The sequence below is a fragment of the Glaciecola sp. MF2-115 genome (assembly GCF_047250385.1).
Classification (GTDB): Bacteria; Pseudomonadota; Gammaproteobacteria; order Enterobacterales; family Alteromonadaceae; genus Glaciecola.
This window is the reverse complement of record NZ_JBLBVM010000053.1, coordinates 23,527-48,196: the sequence shown is the minus strand read 5'-3', so window position 1 is coordinate 48,196 and position 24,670 is coordinate 23,527. Positions and strand designations below refer to the sequence as shown.

Genomic DNA, 24,670 nt, shown 5'->3' with positions numbered 1-24,670 from the left:
CTACTCTTGATATTACAAGAAACTCAATTAACAAAGGTGACGACTTTTAACATGGTAAAACGCATTAGCTTTTTAGGCACGGCAAAAAACGTCTTTCAAAATGAGATTGAAGCGCTACAAAAGCTTCAAGAAAGCTTGGATGATAGTTTCAATCGTGCTTGTGAATTAATGATGAATTGCACCGGTAAAGTTGTCGTTTGTGGTATGGGTAAATCTGGCCATATCGGAAATAAAATAGCAGCAACTCTTGCAAGTACAGGTACTCCTGCGTTTTTCATGCATCCTGGGGAGGCCAATCATGGTGACTTAGGCATGCTAACAAAAGGTGATGTGCTGATTGGAATTTCGAATTCTGGTGAAACACATGAGCTCACCGGGCTATTGCCGGTTGTGAAAAGACTTGGTGTACCGGTTATTTCCATAAGTAACAACGCTCAAAGTACTCTAGCGAAATTTTCCGATGTCGCGTTAAACATAAGCGTTGAAAAAGAAGCTTGCTCACTCGGTCTTGCCCCAACCACCAGCACAACAGCGACACTCGTGCTTGGAGATGCTCTTGCTGTTGCCCTGCTTGAAGCAAAGGGCTTTACAGCAGATGATTTCGCACTTTCTCATCCTGGCGGTTCATTGGGCAGAAAGTTATTACTGACCGTTGATGAAATAATGGCGGTGGATCATGAACTCCCATTAGTGCCAAGTTCAGCAACTGTCATGCAAGCATTATTAGAGATATCTGAAAAAGGGCTAGGTATGACTGGCGTTGTCGATAAGGTCGGTAATTTACTTGGCGTTTTTACCGATGGCGACTTGCGTAGAGCGCTAGATAAAAGAATAGACATCCATAAGGCATCAGTCGAAGATGTGATGACACCTAAAAGTGTTACTATGATCCAAGGAAAGTTAGCCGTAGACGCCTTGAATCTGATGCAAAAATACAAAATAAGTGCAATGTTCATCGTTGATGAAGAACAAAAACCCGTCGGTGCAATTAAAATGCATACTTTACTAAAAGCAGGAGTCGTCTAATGTCTAAAATAGAGACTCTGTATGAGCCAATTGACGCAGAACTATTTGAGCGTTTTAAGTACATAACAGTGTTAGTATGCGATGTTGACGGCGTATTCTCTGACGGCACGATATTACTCGGTAATCAAGGCGAAGAACTTAAAGCTTTTAATACTAAAGATGGTTATGGCATTAAGGCATTATCGAAAATAGGCGTGAAAGTAGCTGTCATTACTGGACGTCAATCGCAGATTGTCGAAGATCGTATGCAGGCTCTAAACGTCGAACATATTATGCAGAATAGAGAGGACAAACTTGTCGCGATTAACGAGTTAATTGCCCAACATGGATATTCCAAAGAAACAATAGCCAGTGTCGGTGATGACATGCCGGATATCGGGATGTTTAGTGCTAGCAGTGTCGGCATCGCTGTTGCGGATGCTCACCCGTTTGTGAAACAACAAGCCACATTTGTTACTTCTCTTCCTGGTGGTCGAGGCGCTGTGAGAGAAATATGCGATATAATTTTGCAAGCTAAAGGTAAATTGACAGATATACATGGTGCCAGTGTATGAATCGTCTCGCGATTAGTATCATTCTCATTTTCAGCGCAGCTTTCGCGCTTTATTTACCCACGTGGCTGGAAGATGAAAAGCAAGTTATCACTAGTGATAAAGATGCTGCATTGCTGCCTAATTACGAAGCGAAGAATTTACGCAGTAAGTTATACGACAAAGATGGCAATTTAACCCATCAAGTCAGCGCGGAAAAAATGGAGCATTACGATTTGCTTGGATTTGTGAACTTCACACAACCCGAGTACACCATTTACATGCAGAAAGATGGTTCCCGTTGGCAACTAAATGCTGATGAGGGCACCCTTTACGACAATAATCGCATTGAACTTGCTAGTGGCGTTTTAATACGGAACTTACAAGTTGAAGACTATATCCAAACAATATCTACTGAATTTATTGAGATAGATTTATTAAGCAAATTAATTGCTTCGGATCAGCCATTAGTTATCTCGGGTACAAATGTCACTATTAATGGCATTGGCTTCGAGGCTAACTTAGAAACACAAAAATATGAGTTAAAGAACCATGTTCAAACTGAATACTTACCTTCTCGCTAGTCTGCTAATAGTGACTAGTGCGACTACAATAAACGCACAAGAGATTGTCAAAAAAGATGATTTTGAGAAACCGACTATGCTCTCATCCGACACCAGTTATGGAGACGGAAAAGAAAAGGTAGCGGTACATGAAGGCAATGTCAAAATTACGCAAGGCACCTTAGAAATTAAGGCGGAGAAGTTGAAAGTATCCGCAGCACTTGGTAAAGATAAAGAAGTGTTTGAGGCTTTTGGCAATCCGGCAAGCTACACACAACAACTATCCGACGGCACTATGGTTGTGGCTAGAGCAAACCACATTAGATATGAAAAAGCGAATAAGATCATATCACTGAAAGGCAACGCCGAGCTTTATCAAAATGCCTTCAGCATAAAAACAGATTCAATCATTTATGATATTGAGAAAGAACAATGGCAAGCACAAAAGAATACCGACAGCCAACAACAAGTTGTGACGGTGTTTGATGGTGCTACCTTGAAGAAAACGAAAGAAGCGCTTGAAAAGAATAAAAAGGAAACCGATAAGTGAGTGCACTGGTTGCCAAAAACTTAGCTAAATCATACAAATCAAGACAAGTTGTAAGAGACGTAAGCTTAGAAGTTTCTAGAGGTCAGATCGTTGGTCTATTAGGTCCTAACGGTGCCGGTAAAACAACCACGTTTTATATGATCGTGGGTTTAGTGCCACTCGATAAAGGCGAGATTTGTATCGACCAACTCGATATGTCGATACAGCCCATGCATGAGCGCGCTCGTCACGGCATCGGGTATTTACCTCAAGAGGCATCTATTTTTCGTAAATTAACAGTTTATGAAAACTTAATGGCTATTCTACAAACTCGCAAAGAGCTCACAAAAGATCAACGTGAACAACAAGCTGACGATTTAATGGATGAGTTTAATGTCAACCATATTAGAAATAATTTAGGGATGAGTTTATCCGGTGGAGAGCGCCGCCGTGTTGAAATTGCGAGGGCTTTGGCAGCCAATCCAAAATTTATTTTGCTCGATGAACCCTTCGCCGGTGTTGACCCAATTTCTGTTAATGATATAAAGAAGATAATTCAGCAATTAAAAGAACGAAACATAGGTGTATTGATTACAGACCATAATGTAAGAGAAACTTTAGATGTGTGTGAAAAAGCTTATATTGTGAGTCACGGTGAACTGATTGCATCAGGAACTGCTGATGAGGTACTCAGTAACCAAAAAGTAAGAGACGTATATCTCGGCGACCAATTTGTACTATAGGTGTATCATGTTTAGTAATAGGGAAAATTTACCTCTAAAAAGCACTGAAGGAAATCGATGAAACCTTCATTGCAGTTAAAGTTTAGTCAACAACTAACAATGACGCCGCAACTTCAGCAGGCGATTAAATTACTACAACTATCTACTCTTGATTTACAACAAGAAATTCAAGAAGCGCTTGATTCTAATCCTTTATTAGAAATAGATGAATCAGATCGCAACGGTGAAAACTCTAATAATGACTCAGATACTCAAGGTGATCTTGATACGAATAATTTGAGCGCTGATAATTCAGATAATGTTGATAGCCACGATGCTCTCGAAAACAATCAAATACCCGACGACTTACCCATAGATAGCTCATGGGAAGACTACATGAGCTCATCTTCTGCACCAGCGAACATATCTAATGGTCCCGCTGACGATGATTATGTGTTTCAGGGCGAAACGACTGAGAACATTCAAGACCATCTTATTTGGCAAATGGAATTAACCCCCTTCTCAGAAATTGATCGTTCGATCGCAATAGCTATTATCGACTCTATTGATGAATCTGGTTACTTAACTGTTAGCTGCGAAGAAATATTAGATAGTTTACAAAACGAAGAGATCGAACTGGACGAAGTTGAATGTGTATTAAAGCGTATTCAAATGTTTGATCCAATTGGCGCTGGTTCTCGCAGCCCGCAAGAATGTTTAATGGTGCAATTGGCGCAATTCGATTCGAACACACCGTGGTTAGCTGAAGCAAGATTGTTACTTACAGAGCACTGTGATCTTCTGAGCAGCAAAGATTATCGAACATTAATGCGTAAAACGCGTTTGAAAGAAGATCAACTGCGTGAAGCAATGCGTTTGTTGCAAACTCTCAACCCTCGCCCAGGCAGCGCGATCCCCGTTAAAGATTCTGAATACGTCATTCCTGATGTAACGGTTGTGAAAAAAAATGGCCGTTGGACTGTGGAGTTAAACGACGACTCTTTACCGCCCTTAATTGTCAATAAAGAATACGAAGCGCTTAGTAAAAGCACAAAAAATTCGAACGATTCTCAATATATAAAGTCACATCTACAAGAAGCAAAATGGTTTATTAAAAGCTTAGAAAGCCGCAATGAAACTTTACTAAAAGTATCTCATTGTATTGTTCAGCAACAAATGGGATTTTTTGAGCATGGGCCTGAAATGATGCGTCCAATGGTCTTGAATGATGTTGCTGAAATGGTGGACATGCACGAATCAACTATTTCTCGAGTGACCACTCAGAAATATATGCATACACCTAGAGGGATTTTTGAGCTTAAGTACTTCTTCTCTAGTCATGTTTCAACCGAATCAGGCGGAGAGTGTTCATCGACAGCCATTCGAGCATTAATCAAAAAGCTTGTAGCTGCAGAAGTAGCGAGTAAACCACTTAGTGATAGCAAGATTGCGCAGTTGTTGGCCGATCAAGGTATTCAAGTTGCACGGCGAACCATTGCGAAATATCGAGAGTCTCTCTCGATTCCCCCGTCGAACCAACGAAAAAGTCTATTGTAGACTACATAAGAGGACGTAACATTATGCAAATAAATCTAACTGGTCACCACGTTGATATTACCGATTCACTCAGAGCATACGTCGACACCAAATTCGAAAAGTTAGAGCGACATTTCGACCATATAAGCAATGTCCATGTCGTATTGAATGTAGAAAAAATCAAGCAAAAAGCTGAGGCGACACTACACTTAAAAGGTGATGTGGTGCACGCTAATGCTGAACATAATGATATGTATGCCGCCATAGACGGATTAATTGACAAGTTAGATCGCCAAGTGATCAAACATAAGGAAAAATCAAAGCGACATTAGTCGTCAACGTATTATGATTATATCTGATATTATTTCACTGGATCGCACTGAATGTGCGGTTCAGTGCCAAAGCAAAAAAAGAATTTTTGAAGTCATTAGCGAAATTGCGGTCAAAGAAAATCCACAATTAGATATCGGCGACGTCTTGTCTAGCATGTTAGCTCGAGAAAAAATGGGAAGCACTGGTATCGGTAATGGTATAGCTATTCCACATGGTCGCATTGAGGGTATAAGTGATATTGTCGCCATTGTTGTAACGAGTGAAGAAGGGATTGAGTTTGATGCTATAGATGACAAACCCGTGGACATTTTTTTTGCTTTATTAGTCCCTAGCGAACAAACGCAAGAACATCTTCAAACGCTATCGTCCATTGCCCAAAAACTCAGTGAAAATAGTATTGTTAAAGCCATAAGAAGCGCAAAAAGCCGAGATGAAATCATATCCGCTTTAGCCTAAGAAAGCCGACAGCGCGGTTAAATGAAATACCGTTCAGTAACAGTCAACAGATTATAAGGTCCTATATACGTGAAGCTTTTGATTATCAGTGGTCGCTCAGGTTCAGGCAAGTCAATTGCACTCAGAGCTTTAGAAGATTTAGGCTACTATTGCGTTGATAATATTCCAGTCAATCTCCTCCCGACTCTTATCCACACATTAGCTGATGAAAGCGAAAACGTCGCTGTCAGTGTTGATGTGCGAAACATGCCAAAAATGGCACACGAACTCAGTGAGATAGTCGATTTCTTACCTAAAGTGTGGGACGTCACCATTCTTTATCTTGATGCAAGCGACGATGTCTTGATCAAACGTTACAGCGAAACAAGACGCTTACATCCGCTGTTTAAACTAAACAAATCACTCGCCGAATCGATTGAAGCAGAAAGAGAAATACTCGTTCCTGTATCTGAAAAAGCTGATTTGCATATCAACACCGATAATCTTTCACTTCACGAATTATCTGAGTTAATCCGCGAGCGCGTTCTAGGCAAGAAAAGTACAAACTTAGTAATTGTCTTTGAATCGTTTGGCTTTAAATATGGTATTCCAAAAGACGCAGACTACGTCTTCGATGCTCGCTTTCTACCAAACCCGCACTGGGAACCCGACTTAAAGCCGCTCACTGGCTTAGATGGCCCTGTGCAATTGTTTCTTGGTTCTCAACCACTAGTGACAAAATTCATTTGGCAGATTCAAAACTTGATTTCAACTTGGTTACCTCACCTTGAGCGTAACAACCGCAGCTATGTGACTGTTGCAATTGGTTGCACAGGTGGTCAGCATCGCTCAGTATTTGTTGCCGAATCGCTCACTAGTAGTTTTAGAGCGAGCCATGGCGACGTACAAATACGACACCGTGAATTGAAGCATATTAAACAGGAGAGCGCTGATTCAGATAAGGAAAATGAGTCAAAAGCATGATTATCGAAAAACAACTGACCATTGTTAATAAGTTGGGCTTGCACGCACGCGCGGCAACTCAGCTAGCAAAATTAGCCAATCAGTTTGAATCAAAGATCACTATCCACCAAGGCGAAAAAGAAGCATTTGCAAATAGTGTTTTAGCGCTTATGATGCTTGAAAGCAGTCAAGGCAAGCAAGTATTACTGCGTTGCGAAGGAAATGATGCAGAGAGCGCTATAGAAGCAATTGAAAACCTCATTGTTAATAAATTCAACGAAGACGAGTAAGTTTTTACAGCAATAAAATTAGGGTCTCATGGCTGAAACAGTTGAACTAAACAATATACAAAATCAGTTAACCTCGATAAGTGAATCACTTAACGACGGTACTTTTGTGCAAGTTCGAAAACTGTTACACGATTTACCCTCCAGTGATGTTGCCTTACTTTTAGAATCCAGCCCAAGCAAAACACGTAACGAACTTTGGCAGCTTATCGATGCTGACTTCCATGGTGACGTCTTAGAAGAGTTATCTGAAGATGTTCGAAACGGTATCATTTCCAAAATGGTGCCCTCAAGTGTTGTAGATGCACTTGAAGACATGGATACCGATGACTTAGCTGAAACGCTGAGCTCTTTACCAGACGCAGTCCTGCAAAGCATTCTGAAATCGATGGATGCACAAGACCGTTTACGCGCAGAAAAAGCCTTATCTTATGGTGAAGAGACCGCCGGTTTCATAATGAATACCGACACCATCACATTGCGACCGGATGTGACTATCGATGTTGTACTCCGATATTTGCGCCTAAAAGGCGAGCTACCTGAGAACACCGATACACTATATGTGGTGAATCGCCATGATAATTTAATCGGTACTGTGCCCGTTACAAAGCTTCTGACCTCACCTCCTGAAATGAGCGTGAACGAAATTATGAATGAAGAAGCCGAGACCATTCCAGTTGACATGAGTGACAGTGAAGTCGCTAGCATGTTTGAACGTTACGATTGGCTGTCCGCTCCTGTTATTGATAAAAACAAAACATTACTTGGCCGAATTACCATCGATGACGTCGTTGATATTATTCGTGAAGACGCTGAGCATTCCATGATGAGTATGGCGGGTTTGGACGATGAAGAAGATACCTTCGCGCCCGTTGGAAAAAGTACACAACGACGCTCTATTTGGCTAGGTGTTAACTTAGTTACAGCCTTAATGGCGGCAGCGGTGAGTGATCTATTTGAGGCGACACTGAGTCAGCTTGCAGTATTAGCAATACTGAATACCATAGTGCCAAGCATGGGTGGTGTTGCCGGCAACCAAACGCTCACTCTTGTCATTCGTGGTATGGCCTTGGGTCATGTCAGCGCAAGTAACTCAGTATGGTTAGTGAAAAAAGAACTCGCTATCGGCTTCTTAAACGGTGTCATTTGGGCTTCACTTATCGCTTCAGTGATCGCACTTTGGAAGCAAGACTTTATGTTAGGTGTCGTGATTGCTTTTGCGATGATGGTCAATATGATTGCGGCAGGCTTGGCAGGTGCAACGCTCCCCATTATCATGAAAAAGCTAAAAATCGATCCGGCCTTGGCTGGCAGTGTCATACTAACCACAATCACAGACGTCGTGGGCATATTTGCGTTTTTAGGTACGGCAACGCTTTTCTTAATTTAAGATAAAGTTGCCAGAGGCATGTTCTTTACTGTTTTTTCTGATTACTTTTCTTTCTGTTTACTTTTCTGGCTCTTTGTTTTCAATATCAGGACGAGAAACCCTAATATTATTCGAACTCAGATCTATTAAGGCTTGATGTAATTCATCAGCATCACTGGTCGCCACAGCAAAGCGTTGTATAACATTTGACTGATAAGTTGACTGAATATTTTCGACATCATGCGCTTCCAACAATCTCGATATCGCCCCTTGAAAGGTGTAATCATATTCAATCTCAAATTCGGTTCTGCTTACTTTTAATTTCAAGGGTAAATCTTGTAATACAAGCGCAACTGCATCTGAATAGGCGCGTTGTAATCCACCCGTTCCAAGTTTAGTACCGCCAAAATACCTGACCACGGCAACCGCGACATCACCTAAGCCACTATGTTGAAGAATTTTAAGCATCGGCATTCCTGCCGTACCACTGGGTTCGCCATCATCGCTCATTGAGCGCTCTGTGCTATCAGGTGAGCCTGCAATATATGCCCAGCAAACGTGATTGGCTTGCGGGTTATCCGCTTTTAACCGTTTAACAAACGTATCTGCTTGCTGCCTATCGCTCGCGTTAATAACTGTGGTAATAAATTTACTTCGCTTTATTTCGAGCTCTACGGTTTTTTCACTCGCAGGTATTGAGTAACTTTTTATCATTAATATCTAACTACCAAATTATCAGGATAAGCATTCACTTTTTGGGTATTACTTGTCAAAGTTCGGATTACTTTATCTATCTGTGTTGTGAGAGTTTTCGTGCGTGTTCTCATGTTTTTAATTATACCCCATAAAGACAATTGAAAAGCCGCTAGCACTTCATTAACTCTTATTTTAGCCATCTGTTTTCGAACTAAACGCGTATAGGCTTTAAGTAGATATTTATCAAAAGAGCGCACTATGACGGAAAAAGCAAACAATACAGCCATTATCTATGGTATCGCGGGTCTTATCCCATTCGTGGCTTGTACGATTTTGGTTTACTTTTTACCTAAGCCTACAGCATTGCTAGTCGCTAAAGTCTTTGTCTGCTATTCGACCGTCATCTTGTCTTTTCTTAGCGGGATCCTTTGGGGTACAGCACTTCAAAAAGACACAATGACAAATGCCAAAAAACAGCTATTCGCAGTTTCAATCGGTATGAGTTTGCTCGCTTGGGTAACACTTGTCATCGTTATGTTGTCTTCGCAAATGTCGTCATTCTTTATAACCGCAGCTATCGCCATCAATGCCTTGGCCTTCTATACTTTAAGAATTTTTGAGCGCAGGTTATGCGACACAAACTACCCCGAATGGTTTACTCAGCTGCGTAACTGGCTCACCCCTATTGTCGTGATCAGTCATTTTTCTATCGCCGCCTTAGTACTAAATTTATGATGAATAGCTAGCACTAAGTGTCTCAGGTAAAAATACCTACGGATAATTTAAGCCATCAACAAGCATTAAAATACAGTAGAGGACAAGACGAAAGTAAGCGGCTCTTTTTGCGGTTCGCCTCAAAAGACGATAGTTTTGTGAATTGTTATGAATAATATTTAAGGTAATTGCCTTAAATAAGAAAAAGCCCCCTAGTTTCCTAGAGGGCTAAATAAATAGCTGAGTGGAACGTTCTTCAGCTTTCTATTAAAAAACAACGCTCACTTGCGCAGTGCAAGTGCTGGTGCCTTGTTCACATACTTGATAGACATAACTACCCCCACCTTTAGTGTTAAGAGCGTCGGTGTAGCTTCCATCATTGCTTGTTGTACTTATCAACTGTCCATCTCTAAAAATGTCCACTTGTGGAACAGAAGTACCACTCCAAGTAAGATCAACCTTTTGTGAGCCTTTAGATTTATAACCATTAGCTTCTAAAGAAAAATCGCCTGATGGTGGTGGCGGCGGCGGAGGTGGCTCAACCGAACCGTCACAACTGTTAGCATCTAAATATGCACTCGCACTTGCAGCCTGAACGATGCCGTAACCAAAGTTAACATCTTTACCAGAAGCACCTGAATCTAATGCAGTCGCTTTCAATGCGGCTCTAATATCTTCACCAGTACAAGTTGGGTGGTTAGACCAAACTAAGGCAGCGATACCAGAAACGGCTGGCGTCGCCATAGAAGTACCACTTAAGAAACCGTAGTCACTTGCACCAATACTCACACTCATATTCGTGGCTGCTAGCAATGCGTCTCTGTCTTCAAGAGCTGCGCCAACGGCAGGAATAGACGTCGTATTGGTATCACCTAAAGTTCCGTAGAGTACACCACTTTCATTATTAATAATGACTGCGCCAATGCCGCCTGATTGCTCACAATTGTTCACCTTATCAAAGAATGAAACAACACCACGGTCAATCACACAAATCTTACCTGAAGCGCCTCCGTTTGTTCCTTCAGCTGTACCCATGAAAAATGTTGCTGCAGATACATTACCTGTATTTTCCATCGCTGATGATACGAATGCACTACCGTCTGCTGACAAACCTGATGAGGTGGCTAGTCCAGCAGGGAAAGTAGATAGAGTGTCAACACCACCCGCTGTCACTTCAACACAAGTTGTTTCGTCTGTAACAACTCTTCTTCCTTTACCCGTTGTACAAGATGGATACTGTGAGAAGCTAGCTATATTGTTATTCGCGTCATTTGCTCCAATCATCATTACCGCAGAATAACCTGCAGGATATGAACGAACAGAGTTGCCATCGTTACCTGCTGCAGCTAGTACCAAACCACCAGCATCTCTAAAGGATTTAAATGCGTTTTCTTCTGTGCTATTTGCACCGCCACCGCCTAAACTCATATTGATTATGTTAGCGCCAGCATTACTACAAAGCTGCGCTGCTTGAGCTAGATCCGAAGAGTATCCCCAACCTGCGGCATTAAATACTTTGATAATGTGTAAATCAACACCAGGAGCCATGCCTTTAACACCGAAGCTATTGTCAGCAGCACCTATTGTGCCAGCGACATGAGTACCGTGCTCACCACCCGCTTCAAACCAATTGCCAGTTCCTGAATCATTATCGCCAGTTACTCTGTCCCACAAAAAGTCGGGGTTAGATTGATCTAATCCAGAGTCAATAACACAAACTTACATACCAGCGTTTGCATTAAATGCGACTTGGTCAGCTTGCGCTTGATAGAATGCATATGGCGTGATTTGTTGAACCATTGGGTCGCCAAGATCATCGTTGAATAAAGCGGATGCTTTACGTATTTGGTCTTTTTCGATAAGTTTAATATGCGGGTTTTTTAGAACACCTTTGATCTCAGAAAGATCCATTGAACTAAATTCTGCAGCGATAAAACCATCTGCATCAACTTTAATATCACCACCCATCTGTTTCGTGAGTGCTTTAACAATTCCCTTGCCTTTGCTGTCCACTTGAATAATAACTCGTTCTGACGCTGCTGCTGATGTGCCTAATGCCAACATCGTGGCAACAGCTAAAGACTTAACTTGAAAGTTTTTCATTGAGTACTACCTAATTATTAGTTTATTTTCGTAGAGTTTCAGCAAGCGAAGTTAGAAAAGTCATTTAGGATCAAGCAGATGTAAGAGGTAAATAAGACCTAATACTGCGATAATGACAAAATATAATCCGCAAAGCCGTGTAAACAAAGTAACTATTAATTAACAAAATATCAACACATCAATTTAATGAATGTTAAAAAACTAAGTAAAAGAGAAGATTAGGGTAATTTTTAACTATAAAAAACAGTGTGCATGTATAAAAAACCGGCATAAAAAAACCGACATTAATGTCGGTTTTTGAGTTATTGGTATTTTAGATTTCATTAACGCGTTCTGCATGACGCACCTATAACTAGAAAAGCAATCCCCATCAAACCTGCAGTTGCTGGAGTTGGTAAATAAGTAAGGTTCATTGAATAAGTTTCTCCAAGGAAACTGACAAAGTGAAAGTGCTAACTTTAATAGAAATCTCGAGGTATCAATTAGTCATCTATCTTATTAGCATTCACCCATTCTAAAAGGTGCTCAACGTCCTTCTCAATTGCCATGTCTAACTCTTCGACCCAGTCGTGCACATTTTCCCACCAAGCAGGGTGGTCGCCTTGTTGGATCTTATTCGCTGTTTGCTGAACTCGCATTAAACCAACAGATCCTGCAGCACCTTTTATTTTGTGAGCTTGTGAGCATACTTCTGCTTTTTCATCAGCGGCGAGTGATACGTTTAGCAACTCCATATACTCTGGAATTTTTTCTTGGAAGACGCCCAAACTAGTGCGTACCATGTCTTCACCGATTGTATCGATAAGCATTTGCAACATATCAACATCGAGTATTTTATCCACTTTCGGAATACTCACCACTTCGCTCGTAGCTGGTCTTTCTTGCTCATGTTGTTCGCTACCAAAGAGTTCATTAAATACTTCAATGACACGGCTCTTTTTGATTGGTTTAGCAATTATGTCATCCATGCCATTGTCTAAGTATTCTTGCCGTTTTTGAATGACGTTTGCAGTCAACGCTACTATTGGAGTTTGCAATACTAATTCTTCATCATGCAAGGTTTTAGCTACATCGAAGCCACTCATGTCCGGCAATTGAATATCGAGTAGGATGAGGTCGTATTCTGTTTTACGTGCCATTTCTATTGCTTCGGTGCCAGTCATAGCAACTTCCACACGTTGACCTAACTTTTCTAATAAAGCTTTGGCTACCATCACATTCAGTTCAATATCTTCAACTAAAAGAATGTTTAAATTACTGACTTCTAATTCAGCCATTCTCGCTTGCTGTTGACTAATCGCGACCGGTAATACAATTTCAAAACACGTGCCTTGACCAACCACACTATGAACAAGAATTTCACCATTCATCTTATCAACCATTTGCTTACAAATTGCCAAGCCTATTCCAGTTCCGGTGGCTGATTGGTGATCGGGGTGATCTACCTGGTAATACATTGCAAAAATCTTATCTAGTTCTTGCTCTGGAATTCCGACACCTGTATCCGTAATACGGAACGTCACTTTTGCGTTCCCTGCTCCCTCAATCACCGCTTCAACAGTTAACTTCACTTCACCTTTTTGTGTGAATTTAAGGGCATTGAACAAAATATTCCACAGCACTTGGCGCAGCCTCGTTCCGTCGGCTTCAATAGCTGCTGGAATTGGCTCAAGAATTTCAGACTTAAATGATAGATTTTTATCTTGGGCTAATAAGCGAATAATACTGCTTATTTCATTAGTAAAGTCGCGTAGATTGATGGTTTTGAGGTCAATCTCAATTTTGTCGCGATCCAATTTATCTAGATCGATAATATCGTTGAAAATATTTCCGAGCGTAATACCACTCGCATAAATCGTACTCACCCAATCAAATTGTTCCTTGGTTAGTTGAGTATCACGCAACATACGGCTCAAACCAACGATGCCATTTAGGGGCGTTCGAAGCTCGTGGCTAATGGTTGCGATGAATTTCGTTTTATCTTTACTTGCTTGCGCAATGGCACTTTCTGCTTGTTTACGCTCCGTCATATCTCGACCAAAGGCAAGCAAACCTAAGCGCTGACCATCTTGATCAAAAAATGGTACTTTTCGCATTTCAAAATAGCGTCGACGGCCATCAGCAAACTGAAGCCACAACTCTTCGGTCAAGCTAGCATTGGTTTCTAGAACTTCATTGTCACTGGCTGCCACTTGCTTAGCTAATTGTTCGTTGTATACCTGATGTGGCGTTAAGCCTAATAGCTCAGCTTCTGTTTTACCCGTTAACTCTTCGGCAACGCGATTACAGCCGGCAAATCGACCTTCTTCGTTTCGGTAGTAAATTAAATCTGGTGAAGCATCAATAATCGAGCGAGTAAGAGTTGATAAACGTCGCGCCTGCATCTCTTGCTCGGACTTTTCCTTTATTTCACGTTCAAGCTCTTCAAAAACGCTCTCTCTTTCTAATTGTGCATTGCGTCTTTGCTCAATTTCGTAATTCAGTTGTCGAATGTTATTTTGTAACTCACGATTCAAAATAACATCATGCTTGCGCAGTCTCTCTAACTGACTTACCGCTTCTTCCAAATTAATTCGGCTATGTTCAAGTTGTTTAATCAGTTCACTAAAAAAATATAGTACCCAAGGCGCACTCAAGAGTGTCAGTACCACAGCGCTAACAAAATCGTCTGGTTCTATTTGGCTACCTAGACTGACTCTTATAAGGTACGAGCCAGCAAGCGTGAAAAAAAGCGTAAAAACAACAAACAGAATACTGATTTTTAAAGTGCCAAAACGGTCAACAAATTTTGCAAATTTGATAGCCCATGAGTCATTTGGTGATTTTATATGCATGTAAAGAGATCGTCTAAATCTGAAGATAGGCCGCTATGCTACCAAGAATGCAAAATAAGTGACAATAAAGAAGTAAGATACAACTCAGTTATTAGTAAAAGCCCTATTTATTATGCAGTTCAAATTGCATGAAAATGCAAAGCACATCATAATTTAAAACCAAAATAATCTAAGATTAAGCTTCACATTCCGCTAGCCAAGTTTAGTCTGAAAATAGCTAAACACTTGCTTACAGTGACTTTAGCAACCCTTTATATGCAAATTAATAGGTATCTTCAAGCAGTATTCATAAAATAAATGTTCATATTATGACTGTTTATAATTGATTTTATTTGCTGGAGTATGTATTTTATCCACCCGCCTTTTTTGAATAAAAATTCGCGTTTAGTGAATACCAAGGCAGAACAGATTTACAGTCAATTGATATTAGGACATTCAGTCATTAACAATTGAAAGAAATACAGTGGCTTGCCGCTTTTTTAACAAGTATCACGCTTTGTTCAAGGACAACGTGCCTCAATAGTCAATACTGACTGCTGAGGAAGGAGAATTTATGAGTTTGTATCATCAGAAAGATTCAAAAGACAATTGTGGTTTTGGACTAATTGCACATACGACGGGTGAAGCAAGTCACCAATTAGTCAAAACGGCAATTGAAGGTCTAGATCGTATGCAGCACCGAGGTGGTGTCGCTGCAGATGGAAAAACTGGTGATGGCTGTGGGCTCCTTCTACAAAAGCCCGATGCGTTTTACAGGAAAATTGCCGAGAGTAAAGGCTGGAAGCTGAGCAAAGACTACGGCGTAGGAATGGTGTTCTTGAGCCAAAATCCAACCTTAGCCGAACAATCACGCCAAATACTAAATGAAGAAATTGAACGTGAAATGCTCCCTATCTTGGGTTGGAGAGTTGTTCCGGTCGATCGCAAGGTATTGGGTGATTTAGCACTAACTGGTGTTCCACAAATTGAACAGGTTTTTGTTAACTGTCCTTCAGGTTGGAGATCTGAAGATTTAGAGCGCCGCCTATATATGGCAAGACGACGCGCTGAAAAAAGACTAATAGATGATCCAGACTTTTATGTTGCTTGCTTATCGGGCCTCGTTACTGTTTATAAAGGTTTGGTCATGCCAAAGGATTTGCCAGCCTTTTACCATGATCTTGCTGATGAAAACCTTCAATCCAGTATTTGTGTATTCCACCAGCGTTTTTCAACCAACACGCTTCCAATGTGGCCACTTGCTCAGCCTTTTAGATTTTTAGCACATAACGGTGAAATCAACACAATTAAAGGTAACCGCGATTGGGCCGCAGCTCGAATGGGCAAGTTTGCAACACCTTTAATACCGGATCTAATGCAAGCAGCGCCATTCGTAAATACTGAAGGTTCTGACTCTAGCTCTCTCGATAACATGCTTGAACTATTTCTAGCTGGCGGTATGGACTTGTTCCGTGCCATGCGACTACTGGTTCCACCTGCTTATCAAAATAACAAAACCATGGGTGAAAAACTGCGTTCATTTTACGAGTTTAATTCCATGCATATGGAGCCGTGGGATGGCCCTGCAGGTATCGTTCTAACCAATGGACGTCATGTTGCATGTAACTTAGATAGAAATGGCTTACGCCCTGCCCGTTACGTTATTACCAAAGATGGCTTGATCACCTTAGCTTCAGAAATTGGAATTTGGGATTACAAACAAGAGGATGTCATTGAAAAAGGCCGTGTTGGTCCAGGTGAAATGTTAGCTGTCGATACCTACACTGGTAAAATTTGGCGTAGTAACGAAATTGACGAAGATCTGCAATCTCGCCATCCGTATAAAGAATGGTTAGATAGCCACATCAAACACCTTGTTCCTGTTGAATTAGCGGATCATAGTAAAATTGGTCAGCGCGCCTTTGATGACAACAAAATGGCCACTTATCACAAATTGCATGGCTATAGTTATGAAGAGATGCAGCAAATAATCAAAGTCCTTGCAAAGGACGGTCAAGAAGCGGTTGGTTCGATGGGTGATGACACCCCAATGGCTGTTATGTCATCAAACAGTCGCACTTTGTATGATTATTTTAGACAACAGTTTGCACAGGTAACAAACCCTCCTATTGATTCATTGCGTGAAAATCATGTTATGTCATTGGCCACATGTATTGGCCGTGAGCAAAACGTTTTTAACGAAACAAGTGGTTATGCAAACCGTGTGCTTTTTGAATCCCCTATTCTGATGTACACCGACTTAAAGCAACTACGAGAGTTGGATGACGAGCATTATCACAATGAAAAAATTCAATTAAATTATAAGCCTGAAGAAGGTCTTGCCGCTGCAATTACTCGTATTTGTAATGAAGTAGAAGAAGCCGTGAGAGAAAGAAATGCTGTTTTTGTGGTATTAACTGACCGAGACATTAGCCCAGATAAGCTTCCTATCCCTGCAGCGATGGCAGTGGGAGCTGTGCAAAGACGTTTAGTCGATAACGCATTGCGCTGCGATGCAAATATTGTAGTAGAAACCGCATCAGCAAGAGATCCACATCATTTTGCCGTTTTGATTGGCTTGGGCGCTACCGCAATTTATCCCTTCCTTGCTTATGAAACTATTGAGCAGATGGTCGAAAATAAAGAGATAGATCTAACGGCGATGCAAGCGGTGATGAATTATCGCAAAGGCATTAATAAAGGCTTGTACAAAATTATGTCGAAAATGGGCATTAGTACAATTGCTAGCTACCGTAGCTCAAAGTTATTTGAAGCCGTAGGTATTAACAGTGAAGTAATTGCACTTTGTTTTAGAGGAGTCCCCAGCCGTATTCAGGGTGCGTCGTTTAACGATTTCGAACAAGACATAATAAACTTATCAAGGGTCGCTTGGTTAAAACGTAAAACCATTTCTCATGGCGGATTGCTTAAGTATGTGCATGGCGGTGAATACCATGCCTACAACCCTGATGTTGTTACTTCCTTACAGAAAGCCGTTGTTAGTGGCAAATACGAAGACTATAAAGTTTATAGCAGTTTGGTGAACGATAGAGCACCTGCTCACATGCGTGATCTGATGGAAATAAAGAGTTTTAAAGAAGCAATTCATATTGATCAAGTTGAGCCTGCCGAGAGCCTTTTCCCACGTTTCGATACAGCAGCGATGTCTATAGGAGCGCTTAGCCCCGAAGCTCACGAAGCTTTAGCGATTGCCATGAACCGCTTGGGCGGTCAATCGAACTCTGGTGAAGGCGGCGAAGATCCGGCTCGATTCAACACTGAAAAGAACAGTAAAATAAAACAGGTCGCTTCTGGTCGCTTTGGTGTGACTCCTCATTACTTGATGAATGCGAGCGTAATACAAATCAAGGTAGCTCAGGGTGCGAAGCCCGGTGAAGGTGGGCAGTTACCTGGAGACAAAGTGAATAAGTATATCGCCGACTTAAGATTCTCAGTACCCGGCGTAACACTTATTTCTCCTCCTCCTCATCATGATATTTATTCAATTGAAGATTTAGCTCAACTCATTTTTGACTTGAAACAAGTCAACCCTAAAGCGCTGATCTCTGTGAAATTAGTTTCAGAACCCGGCGTTGGTACAATTGCCTCTGGCGTAGCGAAAGCTTATGCCGATCTCATCACGATTTCTGGTTACGATGGTGGTACTGGTGCGAGTCCATTAACTTCAGTTAAGTACGCAGGTAGTCCATTTGAGCTAGGCTTAGCGGAAACCCAACAAGCTTTAGTCGAAAACGGTTTGCGTCACAAAGTACGTGTACAAACAGATGGTGGCTTAAAAACCGGTTTAGACGTTGTGAAAGCAGGTATTCTGGGTGCCGAAAGCTTTGGTTTTGGCACAGGCCCAATGGTTGCACTTGGCTGTAAGTATTTACGTATTTGCCATTTGAACAACTGCGCCACAGGTGTTGCTACTCAGGATAAATCTTTACGAGACAATTATTTTATAGGCCTTCCTGATATGGTCATGAACTACTTCAAGTTTGTTGCTCAGGAAGTACGTGAGATCATGGCCAGTATTGGGGTCACTTCATTTGAGGATCTAGTAGGCCGTACAGAATTATTGAGCTTAATTGAAGGTAAAACTGCAAAGCAACAAGGTCTTGATTTATCGCCTTTATTGGTGAAACCAGAAGCAGGTAAACATACTCGACTATTTTGCTCTGAAACCACCAATGAACCTATCGATAAGGGTGATTTGAACAAACGTATTTTAGCCGATAACCAGCATGCCGTAGATAGCTTAAAAGGGGCTCGTGCGACTTACAATGTTCGTAATACTGACCGCAGTATTGGTGCGACTTTATCTGGTTATATCGCGAGTATTCATGGTAACAAAGGCATGACAGATCATCCTATTAAACTGACACTCACAGGTACAGTTGGTCAGAGCTTCGGCGTTTGGAATGCTGGCGGACTGCACATGCGTTTGATTGGCGACGCGAATGATTACGTAGGTAAAGGTATGACAGGTGGAAGACTCATTATTCACCCACCAAGAAAGATTTCATTTGACGCACACAATAGCGCAATAATGGGCAACACCTGCTTATACGGGGCCACTGGCGGAAAACTATTTGCTGCTGGTCGCGCAGGTGAACGATTTGCCGTAAGAAACTCTGGTGCTGTTGCAGTGATAGAAGGCATGGGCGACAACGGCTGCGAATACATGACCGGTGGAATTGTCGCTTGTCTTGGTAGCATTGGCGTCAACTTTGGTGCAGGAATGACAGGTGGCTTCGCCTACCTTTATGACGAGTTCAACGATATTGAGAAAAGAGTTAATCAAGATTTAGTAGATATCATGAGCGTCGATGACAAAGTGATTCTGTCTGAACATTTACGTGGTCTTATCAATCGCCATTATGAAGAAACCGGCAGTGAGCATTCATTGGCACTGCTAACTAATTTCGCTGAAGAAAGTAAAGTCTTTAGGTTAATAAAGCCTAAGACCAGTGACGTCAAAAACTTGCTTGGCCACATCAGCCGTTCTAGCGCAGAATTGCGCATTCAAGCGCAATAGGAAGGGAGAAAAACAATGGCTAAAAATGTATATCAATTTGTTGACGTTGAACGTATTGACCCTCCAAAGAAACCTATCGTCGTAAGAAGAGAGGATTTTGGTGAAATTTATCAACCTTTATCTCAGTCACAAACTGAAGGTCAAGCCGACCGCTGTTTAGATTGCGGTAACCCCTATTGCGAATGGAAATGCCCAGTGCATAACTTCATTCCACAATGGTTATCACTTGCCAACGAAGGCAAGATAATTGAAGCGGCGGAGCTGTCTCATAAAACTAATAGTTTGCCAGAAGTGTGTGGTCGTGTTTGTCCACAGGATCGGCTTTGTGAAGGAGCCTGCACGCTCAATGATGATTTTGGTGCGGTAACCATTGGTAGTATCGAGAAATATATCACTGATACCGCGTTTAAAATGGGCTGGCGACCAGACATGTCCGATGTTGTTTGGACTGATAAAAAGGTTGCCATCGTTGGGGCAGGACCAGCAGGTTTGGCTTGTGCTGACGTTCTAGTTAGAAATGGCGTGAAGCCTGTTGTATTCGACAAATATGAAGAGATTGGTGGTTTACTTACCTTTGGTATTCCTTCATTTAAGTTAGAAAAAGACGTGATCACACTTCGTCGTCAAATCTTCTCCGACATGGGAATTGAGTTTGTTTTAAACACGGAAATCGGCAAGGATATACAGTTCCAAAACCTCATTGATGACTATGATGCTGTCTTCTTGGGAATGGGTACGTACACATCAATGAAAGGCGGCTTTGAAAATGAAGATTCTCCTGGTGTTTACGAAGCACTTCCTTTTCTTATTGCTAATATAAACAGAGTGATGGGCATCGAAAAATCGAGTGATGATTTCATCGATATGAAGGGTAAAAAAGTCGTGGTTCTTGGCGGTGGCGATACAACAATGGACTGCGTAAGAACGTCTATTCGACAGGATGCTGCATCAGTCACTTGTGCTTATCGCCGTGACGAAGAAAGTATGCCCGGCTCTCGCAGAGAAGTTGTCAATGCCAAAGAGGAAGGCGTCGATTTTCTGTTCAATCTTCAGCCGCTTGATATTGCGCTTGATGAAAATGGTAAAACCATTGGCGTTCGTTTTGTGAAAACGCAAATGGGCGAGCCTGATTCAGCAGGCCGCAGACGACCAGTAGAAATTCCAGATTCTGAACATGTTCTTGAAGCTGATGCCGTGATTATTGCGTTTGGCTTTCAACCTAGTCCAGCGCCGTGGTTTGGCGAATTTGGTATTATGCTGGATGAGAAAGGTAGAGTGAGAGCGCCAGCTAAGGGGCGATTTGCTTTTCAAACCTCCAATCCAAAGATATTCTCTGGCGGCGACATGGTAAGAGGTTCCGATCTAGTCGTAACCGCAATAGATGAAGGTCGCAAAGCAGCCGAAGGTATGCTCGATTATATGGAGGTTTAAGCCACAAACTTCACAATTATAATAATACTATAAGGCGAGTATACACATCGGAGACGCATCTAGTCCTTTGCTTATACTCGCCTTTTTCGTTAGCCACTAATTTATTATTGTAGATTTCAAACATACTAACTGTGCCTCTAGTTTTACTCTAAACCGCTTTCAAAGCCTTCAATAGGTTATTATTAACTATACCTAGCTATTATCTGACAGACTACAATCCTCCAGTACAGCTAGTATCCTGCCGATGATACTTCTATAGTCCGAATAGAAACGACGGCACTTTCGAATGCATATAGGCAGCAGCAAGAACCCTTCTGAAGTCGAAAGTCAGCATTTAAGGCAGGTGAGTAAAATGAAAAATTCAATAAACATGAGCAATTGTCAAATGAAGCCTTTAGCTAAACTGATACCAAGTTTACTGGCGGGTGTTGTTATTGCGACTTTATCTGCTTCTGTAACAGCCAAACCGATGGCGTTGCAGACGAAAACACCGGCTCAAGTTGAGCAAGCCTTAACTGCCTTATTAAATTCACGCGATGCAAATATTCAGTTGGCCTCATACACCTCAACTCAAGCTTCAAATCAGGTTGGAGGATCACTGTCCACGCAGGCGCCAGTTATCAAAGTAGACCACTCCGGCAAATCTGTCTCCGAACTGATTTTAGCTGGCTTAGCAATTACTGGCGAAGCCAAGAAAGAACTAGCATCAACAACTAGTTCGACGCCAAAGCCTGCTCCAAAAGCGCAAGATTATGCCGTTGCAGATATCGTAAATGTTGAAGAGTTGGAAAAAGCGAGCTCAGAAAAGACAGCCTCGTTAGAAGCTACTCTTGCCTCAGCCACCGTTGCAGCAGCGCCCGTTGTCGCAGTTCCAGTTGCCGTAGCAACGACTGAAGAACCAACATCGAGTGCAGAGCCAATTAAAACTGCAGAAGAAGAGCTTCCCGCACTTCCTGCGCACCTTATTGCTAAAGACCAAGAAATCGCTGAAACAGAATCACTAGAATATGAAGTCGACGAAACGAATGTAGATAGTCAAGAGTTTGCCGAGTCAGACGACGACATGGTTGATCCGGTAGAAGAACTCGTTGAGCAACTTGCTACTGCGAGCAACGTTGAAGCAGTCGCTGTCGAAGCGGAAGCAGAAGAATTTGCTGAAACTTACACTGAAGAATCTGTGGTTGATGAAGTTGAAGTAGAAGAAATCGCTGAAACTTACACTGAAGAATCCGTAGTTGATGAAGTTGAAGTAGAAGAAATCGCTGAAACATATACTGAAGAAGCAACTATCAATGAAGTTGAACTAGTCGCTGAAACTTACACTGAAGAAGCAGCTGTCGACGAAGTTGAAATGGAAGAAGTCGCAGCAACTTATACTGAAGAAACAGTTGTCGATGAAGTTGAAGTGGAAGAAGTCGCTGAAACATACACTGAAGAAACAGTTATCGATGAAGTTGAAGAACAAGCCCTTGAAGTTGCAGAGAATCAGTCGTCTAACGAGGAGATGCCAGATTACGCTCAAAGTGAGCCTGTTAGCACCCCTGTCGTCGATGATATCGGCGCTGAAGTTAGCGTAGCGGTTCGAAGTGCGGGCTGCCCTGAGAATTTTAATAAGGTCAGTATTCCGCTTAACGGCAAAATGTGCCAAATTTTTGCCGCCGACTTTCCGGCATCTATGATTTTATTCGTTCCTCAAACTCCGGAAGAAGTTATAAAATACTATTTAGCATCGTCTGATAGCTTTATTGAACCGAAATTAATCAAGCAAAGAACGATGTTAAAAAGTGCAGACAACAATACAACATTGATCATTTCGAAAGATGGTGGCGGTACGCAAGTTGATATTTTAGTGAAGTCACCCGTCACATAAAAATCGATTAACTTCATATAGTTAAGCACCTAAAAAAGCAGAAGGCCAGTTCATATTTTAGTAATGACTGGCCTTTTTTGTATCCAATTTATTCCTAAAACACTTCGCACAAATATCATTAATTGCGAACTTTCAATTCCAACAAGCTCATTTATTTTATAAGTCTACTATCTATTGGCACATCATTTGCTAAATCACGGTATGTAATGGGAATGTTCCCATTCACTTTTTGATTTGGTCTTGATGAGTTTCTTCCTCACTACAAAATTGAAGAAACTAACTTATGTACTAGGAGCTATTATGGAATTCGCAATCGTACTTATTATGGTTTTAATCGTTGTCGCCATTGTTGCAATAAAATTCAGTGTTGATGAGGTTAGTTTTCCCTTTATGAGTAAAACTCAACTTTTCTCCCCCGTTGAACATCAATTCTTAGATATGATCGAAAAGGCCGTTGGCAACGAGTTTCGCGTAATGTGCCGTGTTAAATTAACCGATATTCTTGCCTTACGCAGAAATACCAATAAAAAGATGGCTAAGAGCGCATTGCTGAGAGCGGGCGGAAAACAACTTGATTTCGTTTTAGTCAGCAAAGCAGATATGACACCTGTATTGGCTTTGGACTTAGTCCACTCTTTAGGTAAAGACGGTCATAAAAAAACGAGAGACTTCTTTGTTACCGGTGCATTGGATTCTGCAGGTATTCCACACGCTAGAATTAAAGCCCGCCATGGTTACAAAATTGAAGATATCAGAGCATGCATAGAAGCGAAGCTTGTTCCACTTAGACGCAGACAAGGTAAATTGCCTATGCCGCAGGCTCAAGAAGCTCCAAGCTTGTTCACTCCAACGAAACGCCCTACTCGTCCAATTCGTTCTTCTAGACCGGTCGCTGCGTAATTGAAGTAAATACTTGGTGCTTAACGAAAATTTAAACGCAAGAATTCGCAAGATTTCTTGCGTTTCTGTATATGCTTAGTAAACTTCTGAGCAACTAATAAAAGAGATAACACATGAAAATAGCAATTTTAGGCGCCATGGACGAAGAAGTGAAACTGATCAAAGAGTCACTGAGCGAATTAAGACAAGTCGCTTACTCACATTTAGATTTTTATACTGGTGAGTTGCATGGGCATGAAGTTGTGTTAGTTAAATGCGGCATTGGTAAAGTCGCCTCAGCCGTTGCCACTACGATGATCATTGATAAATTCAATCCTGATTATGTGGTTAATACTGGTTCTGCAGGCGGCTTCGATAAAGACCTCAGTATTGGTGATATCGTGATTAGCGATGTCGTCACTCACCATGATGTAGATTTAACGGTCTTTGGCTACGTGCCAGGTCAATGCGCTGGCATGCCAGAAAATTATGTATGTAATGAGCAGTTAATTGAAGCCGCAGAACAATCTGCAAAACAAATTGATGGTGTAAAAGTTAAGAAAGGCTTAGTTTGCTCTGGTGATAGCTTTGTCGGTAGTGATGAACTCGCTTTGGCGACGCAAAAGAAATTCCCGGCTATGGTCGCGGTTGAAATGGAAGGCGCAGCCATTGCACAAACATCCTATATGATGGGAATCCCCTTCTTAGTGATTAGAAGCTTATCTGACATTGCGGGTAAAACTTCCACAGTTTCATTTCAAACTTATTTAGAAAAAGCCGCCAAAAATAGCGCTCAATTAGTGATGGGTATGGTAAAAGCACTTAATTAA

Annotated in this window: 19 protein-coding genes and 1 pseudogene; 17 read left to right on the top strand and 3 right to left on the bottom strand. The window is 41.5% G+C overall.

The genetic code is table 11. The features are described from left to right. Positions 1-51 precede the first annotated feature (51 nt). From ACKLNX_RS11180 to mgtE, 11 genes are all read left to right on the top strand, one after another. Positions 52-1,026 (top strand): KpsF/GutQ family sugar-phosphate isomerase, encoded by a 975-nt coding sequence (locus ACKLNX_RS11180; protein WP_412972424.1) that lies wholly within the window; start codon positions 52-54, stop codon positions 1,024-1,026. Next, positions 1,026-1,580, top strand: coding sequence for a 3-deoxy-manno-octulosonate-8-phosphatase KdsC (gene kdsC / locus ACKLNX_RS11175; protein ID WP_412972423.1), 555 nt, complete (start codon positions 1,026-1,028; stop codon positions 1,578-1,580). Before ACKLNX_RS11180 ends, kdsC begins: the two co-directional genes overlap by 1 nt. Beyond that, positions 1,577-2,140, top strand: coding sequence for an LPS export ABC transporter periplasmic protein LptC (gene lptC / locus ACKLNX_RS11170; protein WP_411695044.1), 564 nt, complete (start codon positions 1,577-1,579; stop codon positions 2,138-2,140). The genes kdsC and lptC overlap by 4 nt, the downstream gene beginning before the upstream one ends. Next, positions 2,109-2,669, top strand: coding sequence for a lipopolysaccharide transport periplasmic protein LptA (gene lptA / locus ACKLNX_RS11165; RefSeq protein WP_412972422.1), 561 nt, complete (start codon positions 2,109-2,111; stop codon positions 2,667-2,669). Before lptC ends, lptA begins: the two co-directional genes overlap by 32 nt. Further along, positions 2,666-3,391, top strand: a complete 726-nt coding sequence (gene lptB / locus ACKLNX_RS11160; protein ID WP_412972421.1) for an LPS export ABC transporter ATP-binding protein — start codon at positions 2,666-2,668, stop codon at positions 3,389-3,391. Before lptA ends, lptB begins: the two co-directional genes overlap by 4 nt. 57 nt (positions 3,392-3,448) lie before the next feature. After that, positions 3,449-4,927: an RNA polymerase factor sigma-54 gene (locus ACKLNX_RS11155; RefSeq protein ID WP_411695047.1), complete on the top strand. Its 1,479-nt coding sequence runs from the start codon at positions 3,449-3,451 to the stop codon at positions 4,925-4,927. 23 nt (positions 4,928-4,950) lie between these two features. Next, positions 4,951-5,238 (top strand): ribosome hibernation promoting factor, encoded by a 288-nt coding sequence (gene hpf / locus ACKLNX_RS11150; RefSeq protein ID WP_411695048.1) that lies wholly within the window; start codon positions 4,951-4,953, stop codon positions 5,236-5,238. A gap of 13 nt (positions 5,239-5,251) precedes the next feature. Then, entirely contained in the window at positions 5,252-5,695 is a 444-nt protein-coding gene (gene ptsN, locus ACKLNX_RS11145; RefSeq protein ID WP_412972420.1) for a PTS IIA-like nitrogen regulatory protein PtsN, read from the top strand. A gap of 69 nt (positions 5,696-5,764) precedes the next feature. Continuing rightward, complete coding sequence (gene rapZ, locus ACKLNX_RS11140; RefSeq protein ID WP_412972419.1) at positions 5,765-6,658, top strand: RNase adapter RapZ; 894 nt, start codon at positions 5,765-5,767, stop codon at positions 6,656-6,658. After that, positions 6,655-6,927: an HPr family phosphocarrier protein gene (locus ACKLNX_RS11135; protein ID WP_411695051.1), complete on the top strand. Its 273-nt coding sequence runs from the start codon at positions 6,655-6,657 to the stop codon at positions 6,925-6,927. Before rapZ ends, ACKLNX_RS11135 begins: the two co-directional genes overlap by 4 nt. 28 nt (positions 6,928-6,955) lie before the next feature. Next, entirely contained in the window at positions 6,956-8,314 is a 1,359-nt protein-coding gene (gene mgtE, locus ACKLNX_RS11130) for a magnesium transporter (protein WP_412972418.1), read from the top strand. Positions 8,315-8,371: 57 nt separating this feature from the next. Here the strand turns inward: mgtE and ACKLNX_RS11125 are convergent, their stop codons facing one another. Beyond that, positions 8,372-9,007 (bottom strand): YigZ family protein, encoded by a 636-nt coding sequence (locus ACKLNX_RS11125; RefSeq protein ID WP_412972417.1) that lies wholly within the window; start codon positions 9,005-9,007, stop codon positions 8,372-8,374. A 240-nt stretch (positions 9,008-9,247) separates the two neighbouring features. Here ACKLNX_RS11125 and ACKLNX_RS11120 point away from each other — a divergent pair, with 240 nt between their 5' ends. Continuing rightward, positions 9,248-9,724, top strand: coding sequence for a DUF3429 domain-containing protein (locus ACKLNX_RS11120; RefSeq protein ID WP_412972416.1), 477 nt, complete (start codon positions 9,248-9,250; stop codon positions 9,722-9,724). Between the two features lie 246 nt (positions 9,725-9,970). Here the strand turns inward: ACKLNX_RS11120 and ACKLNX_RS11115 are convergent. Continuing rightward, positions 9,971-11,806 (bottom strand): annotated as a pseudogene (locus ACKLNX_RS11115) (S8 family serine peptidase). Positions 11,807-12,288: 482 nt separating this feature from the next. Beyond that, on the bottom strand, positions 12,289-14,640 hold the full coding sequence (gene arcB / locus ACKLNX_RS11110; RefSeq protein WP_412972415.1) for an aerobic respiration two-component sensor histidine kinase ArcB: 2,352 nt from the start codon (positions 14,638-14,640) through the stop codon (positions 12,289-12,291). Positions 14,641-15,193: 553 nt separating this feature from the next. Between arcB and gltB the strand changes: the two genes are divergently transcribed. From gltB to ACKLNX_RS11085, 5 genes are all read left to right on the top strand, one after another. Further along, positions 15,194-19,660, top strand: a complete 4,467-nt coding sequence (gltB, locus tag ACKLNX_RS11105; protein ID WP_412972414.1) for a glutamate synthase large subunit — start codon at positions 15,194-15,196, stop codon at positions 19,658-19,660. A 15-nt stretch (positions 19,661-19,675) separates the two neighbouring features. Next, positions 19,676-21,091, top strand: a complete 1,416-nt coding sequence (locus ACKLNX_RS11100) for an FAD-dependent oxidoreductase (protein ID WP_412972413.1) — start codon at positions 19,676-19,678, stop codon at positions 21,089-21,091. Positions 21,092-21,443: 352 nt separating this feature from the next. Beyond that, positions 21,444-22,961 carry a hypothetical protein gene (locus tag ACKLNX_RS11095; RefSeq protein WP_412972412.1) on the top strand — a complete coding sequence of 506 codons (1,518 nt, stop codon included), beginning with the start codon at positions 21,444-21,446 and terminating at the stop codon, positions 22,959-22,961. A gap of 300 nt (positions 22,962-23,261) precedes the next feature. Next, a complete protein-coding gene (locus ACKLNX_RS11090) occupies positions 23,262-23,861 on the top strand; it encodes a DUF2726 domain-containing protein (protein ID WP_411695061.1) in 600 nt (199 codons plus the stop codon). A gap of 113 nt (positions 23,862-23,974) precedes the next feature. Continuing rightward, a complete protein-coding gene (locus tag ACKLNX_RS11085) occupies positions 23,975-24,670 on the top strand; it encodes a 5'-methylthioadenosine/adenosylhomocysteine nucleosidase (protein ID WP_411695062.1) in 696 nt (231 codons plus the stop codon).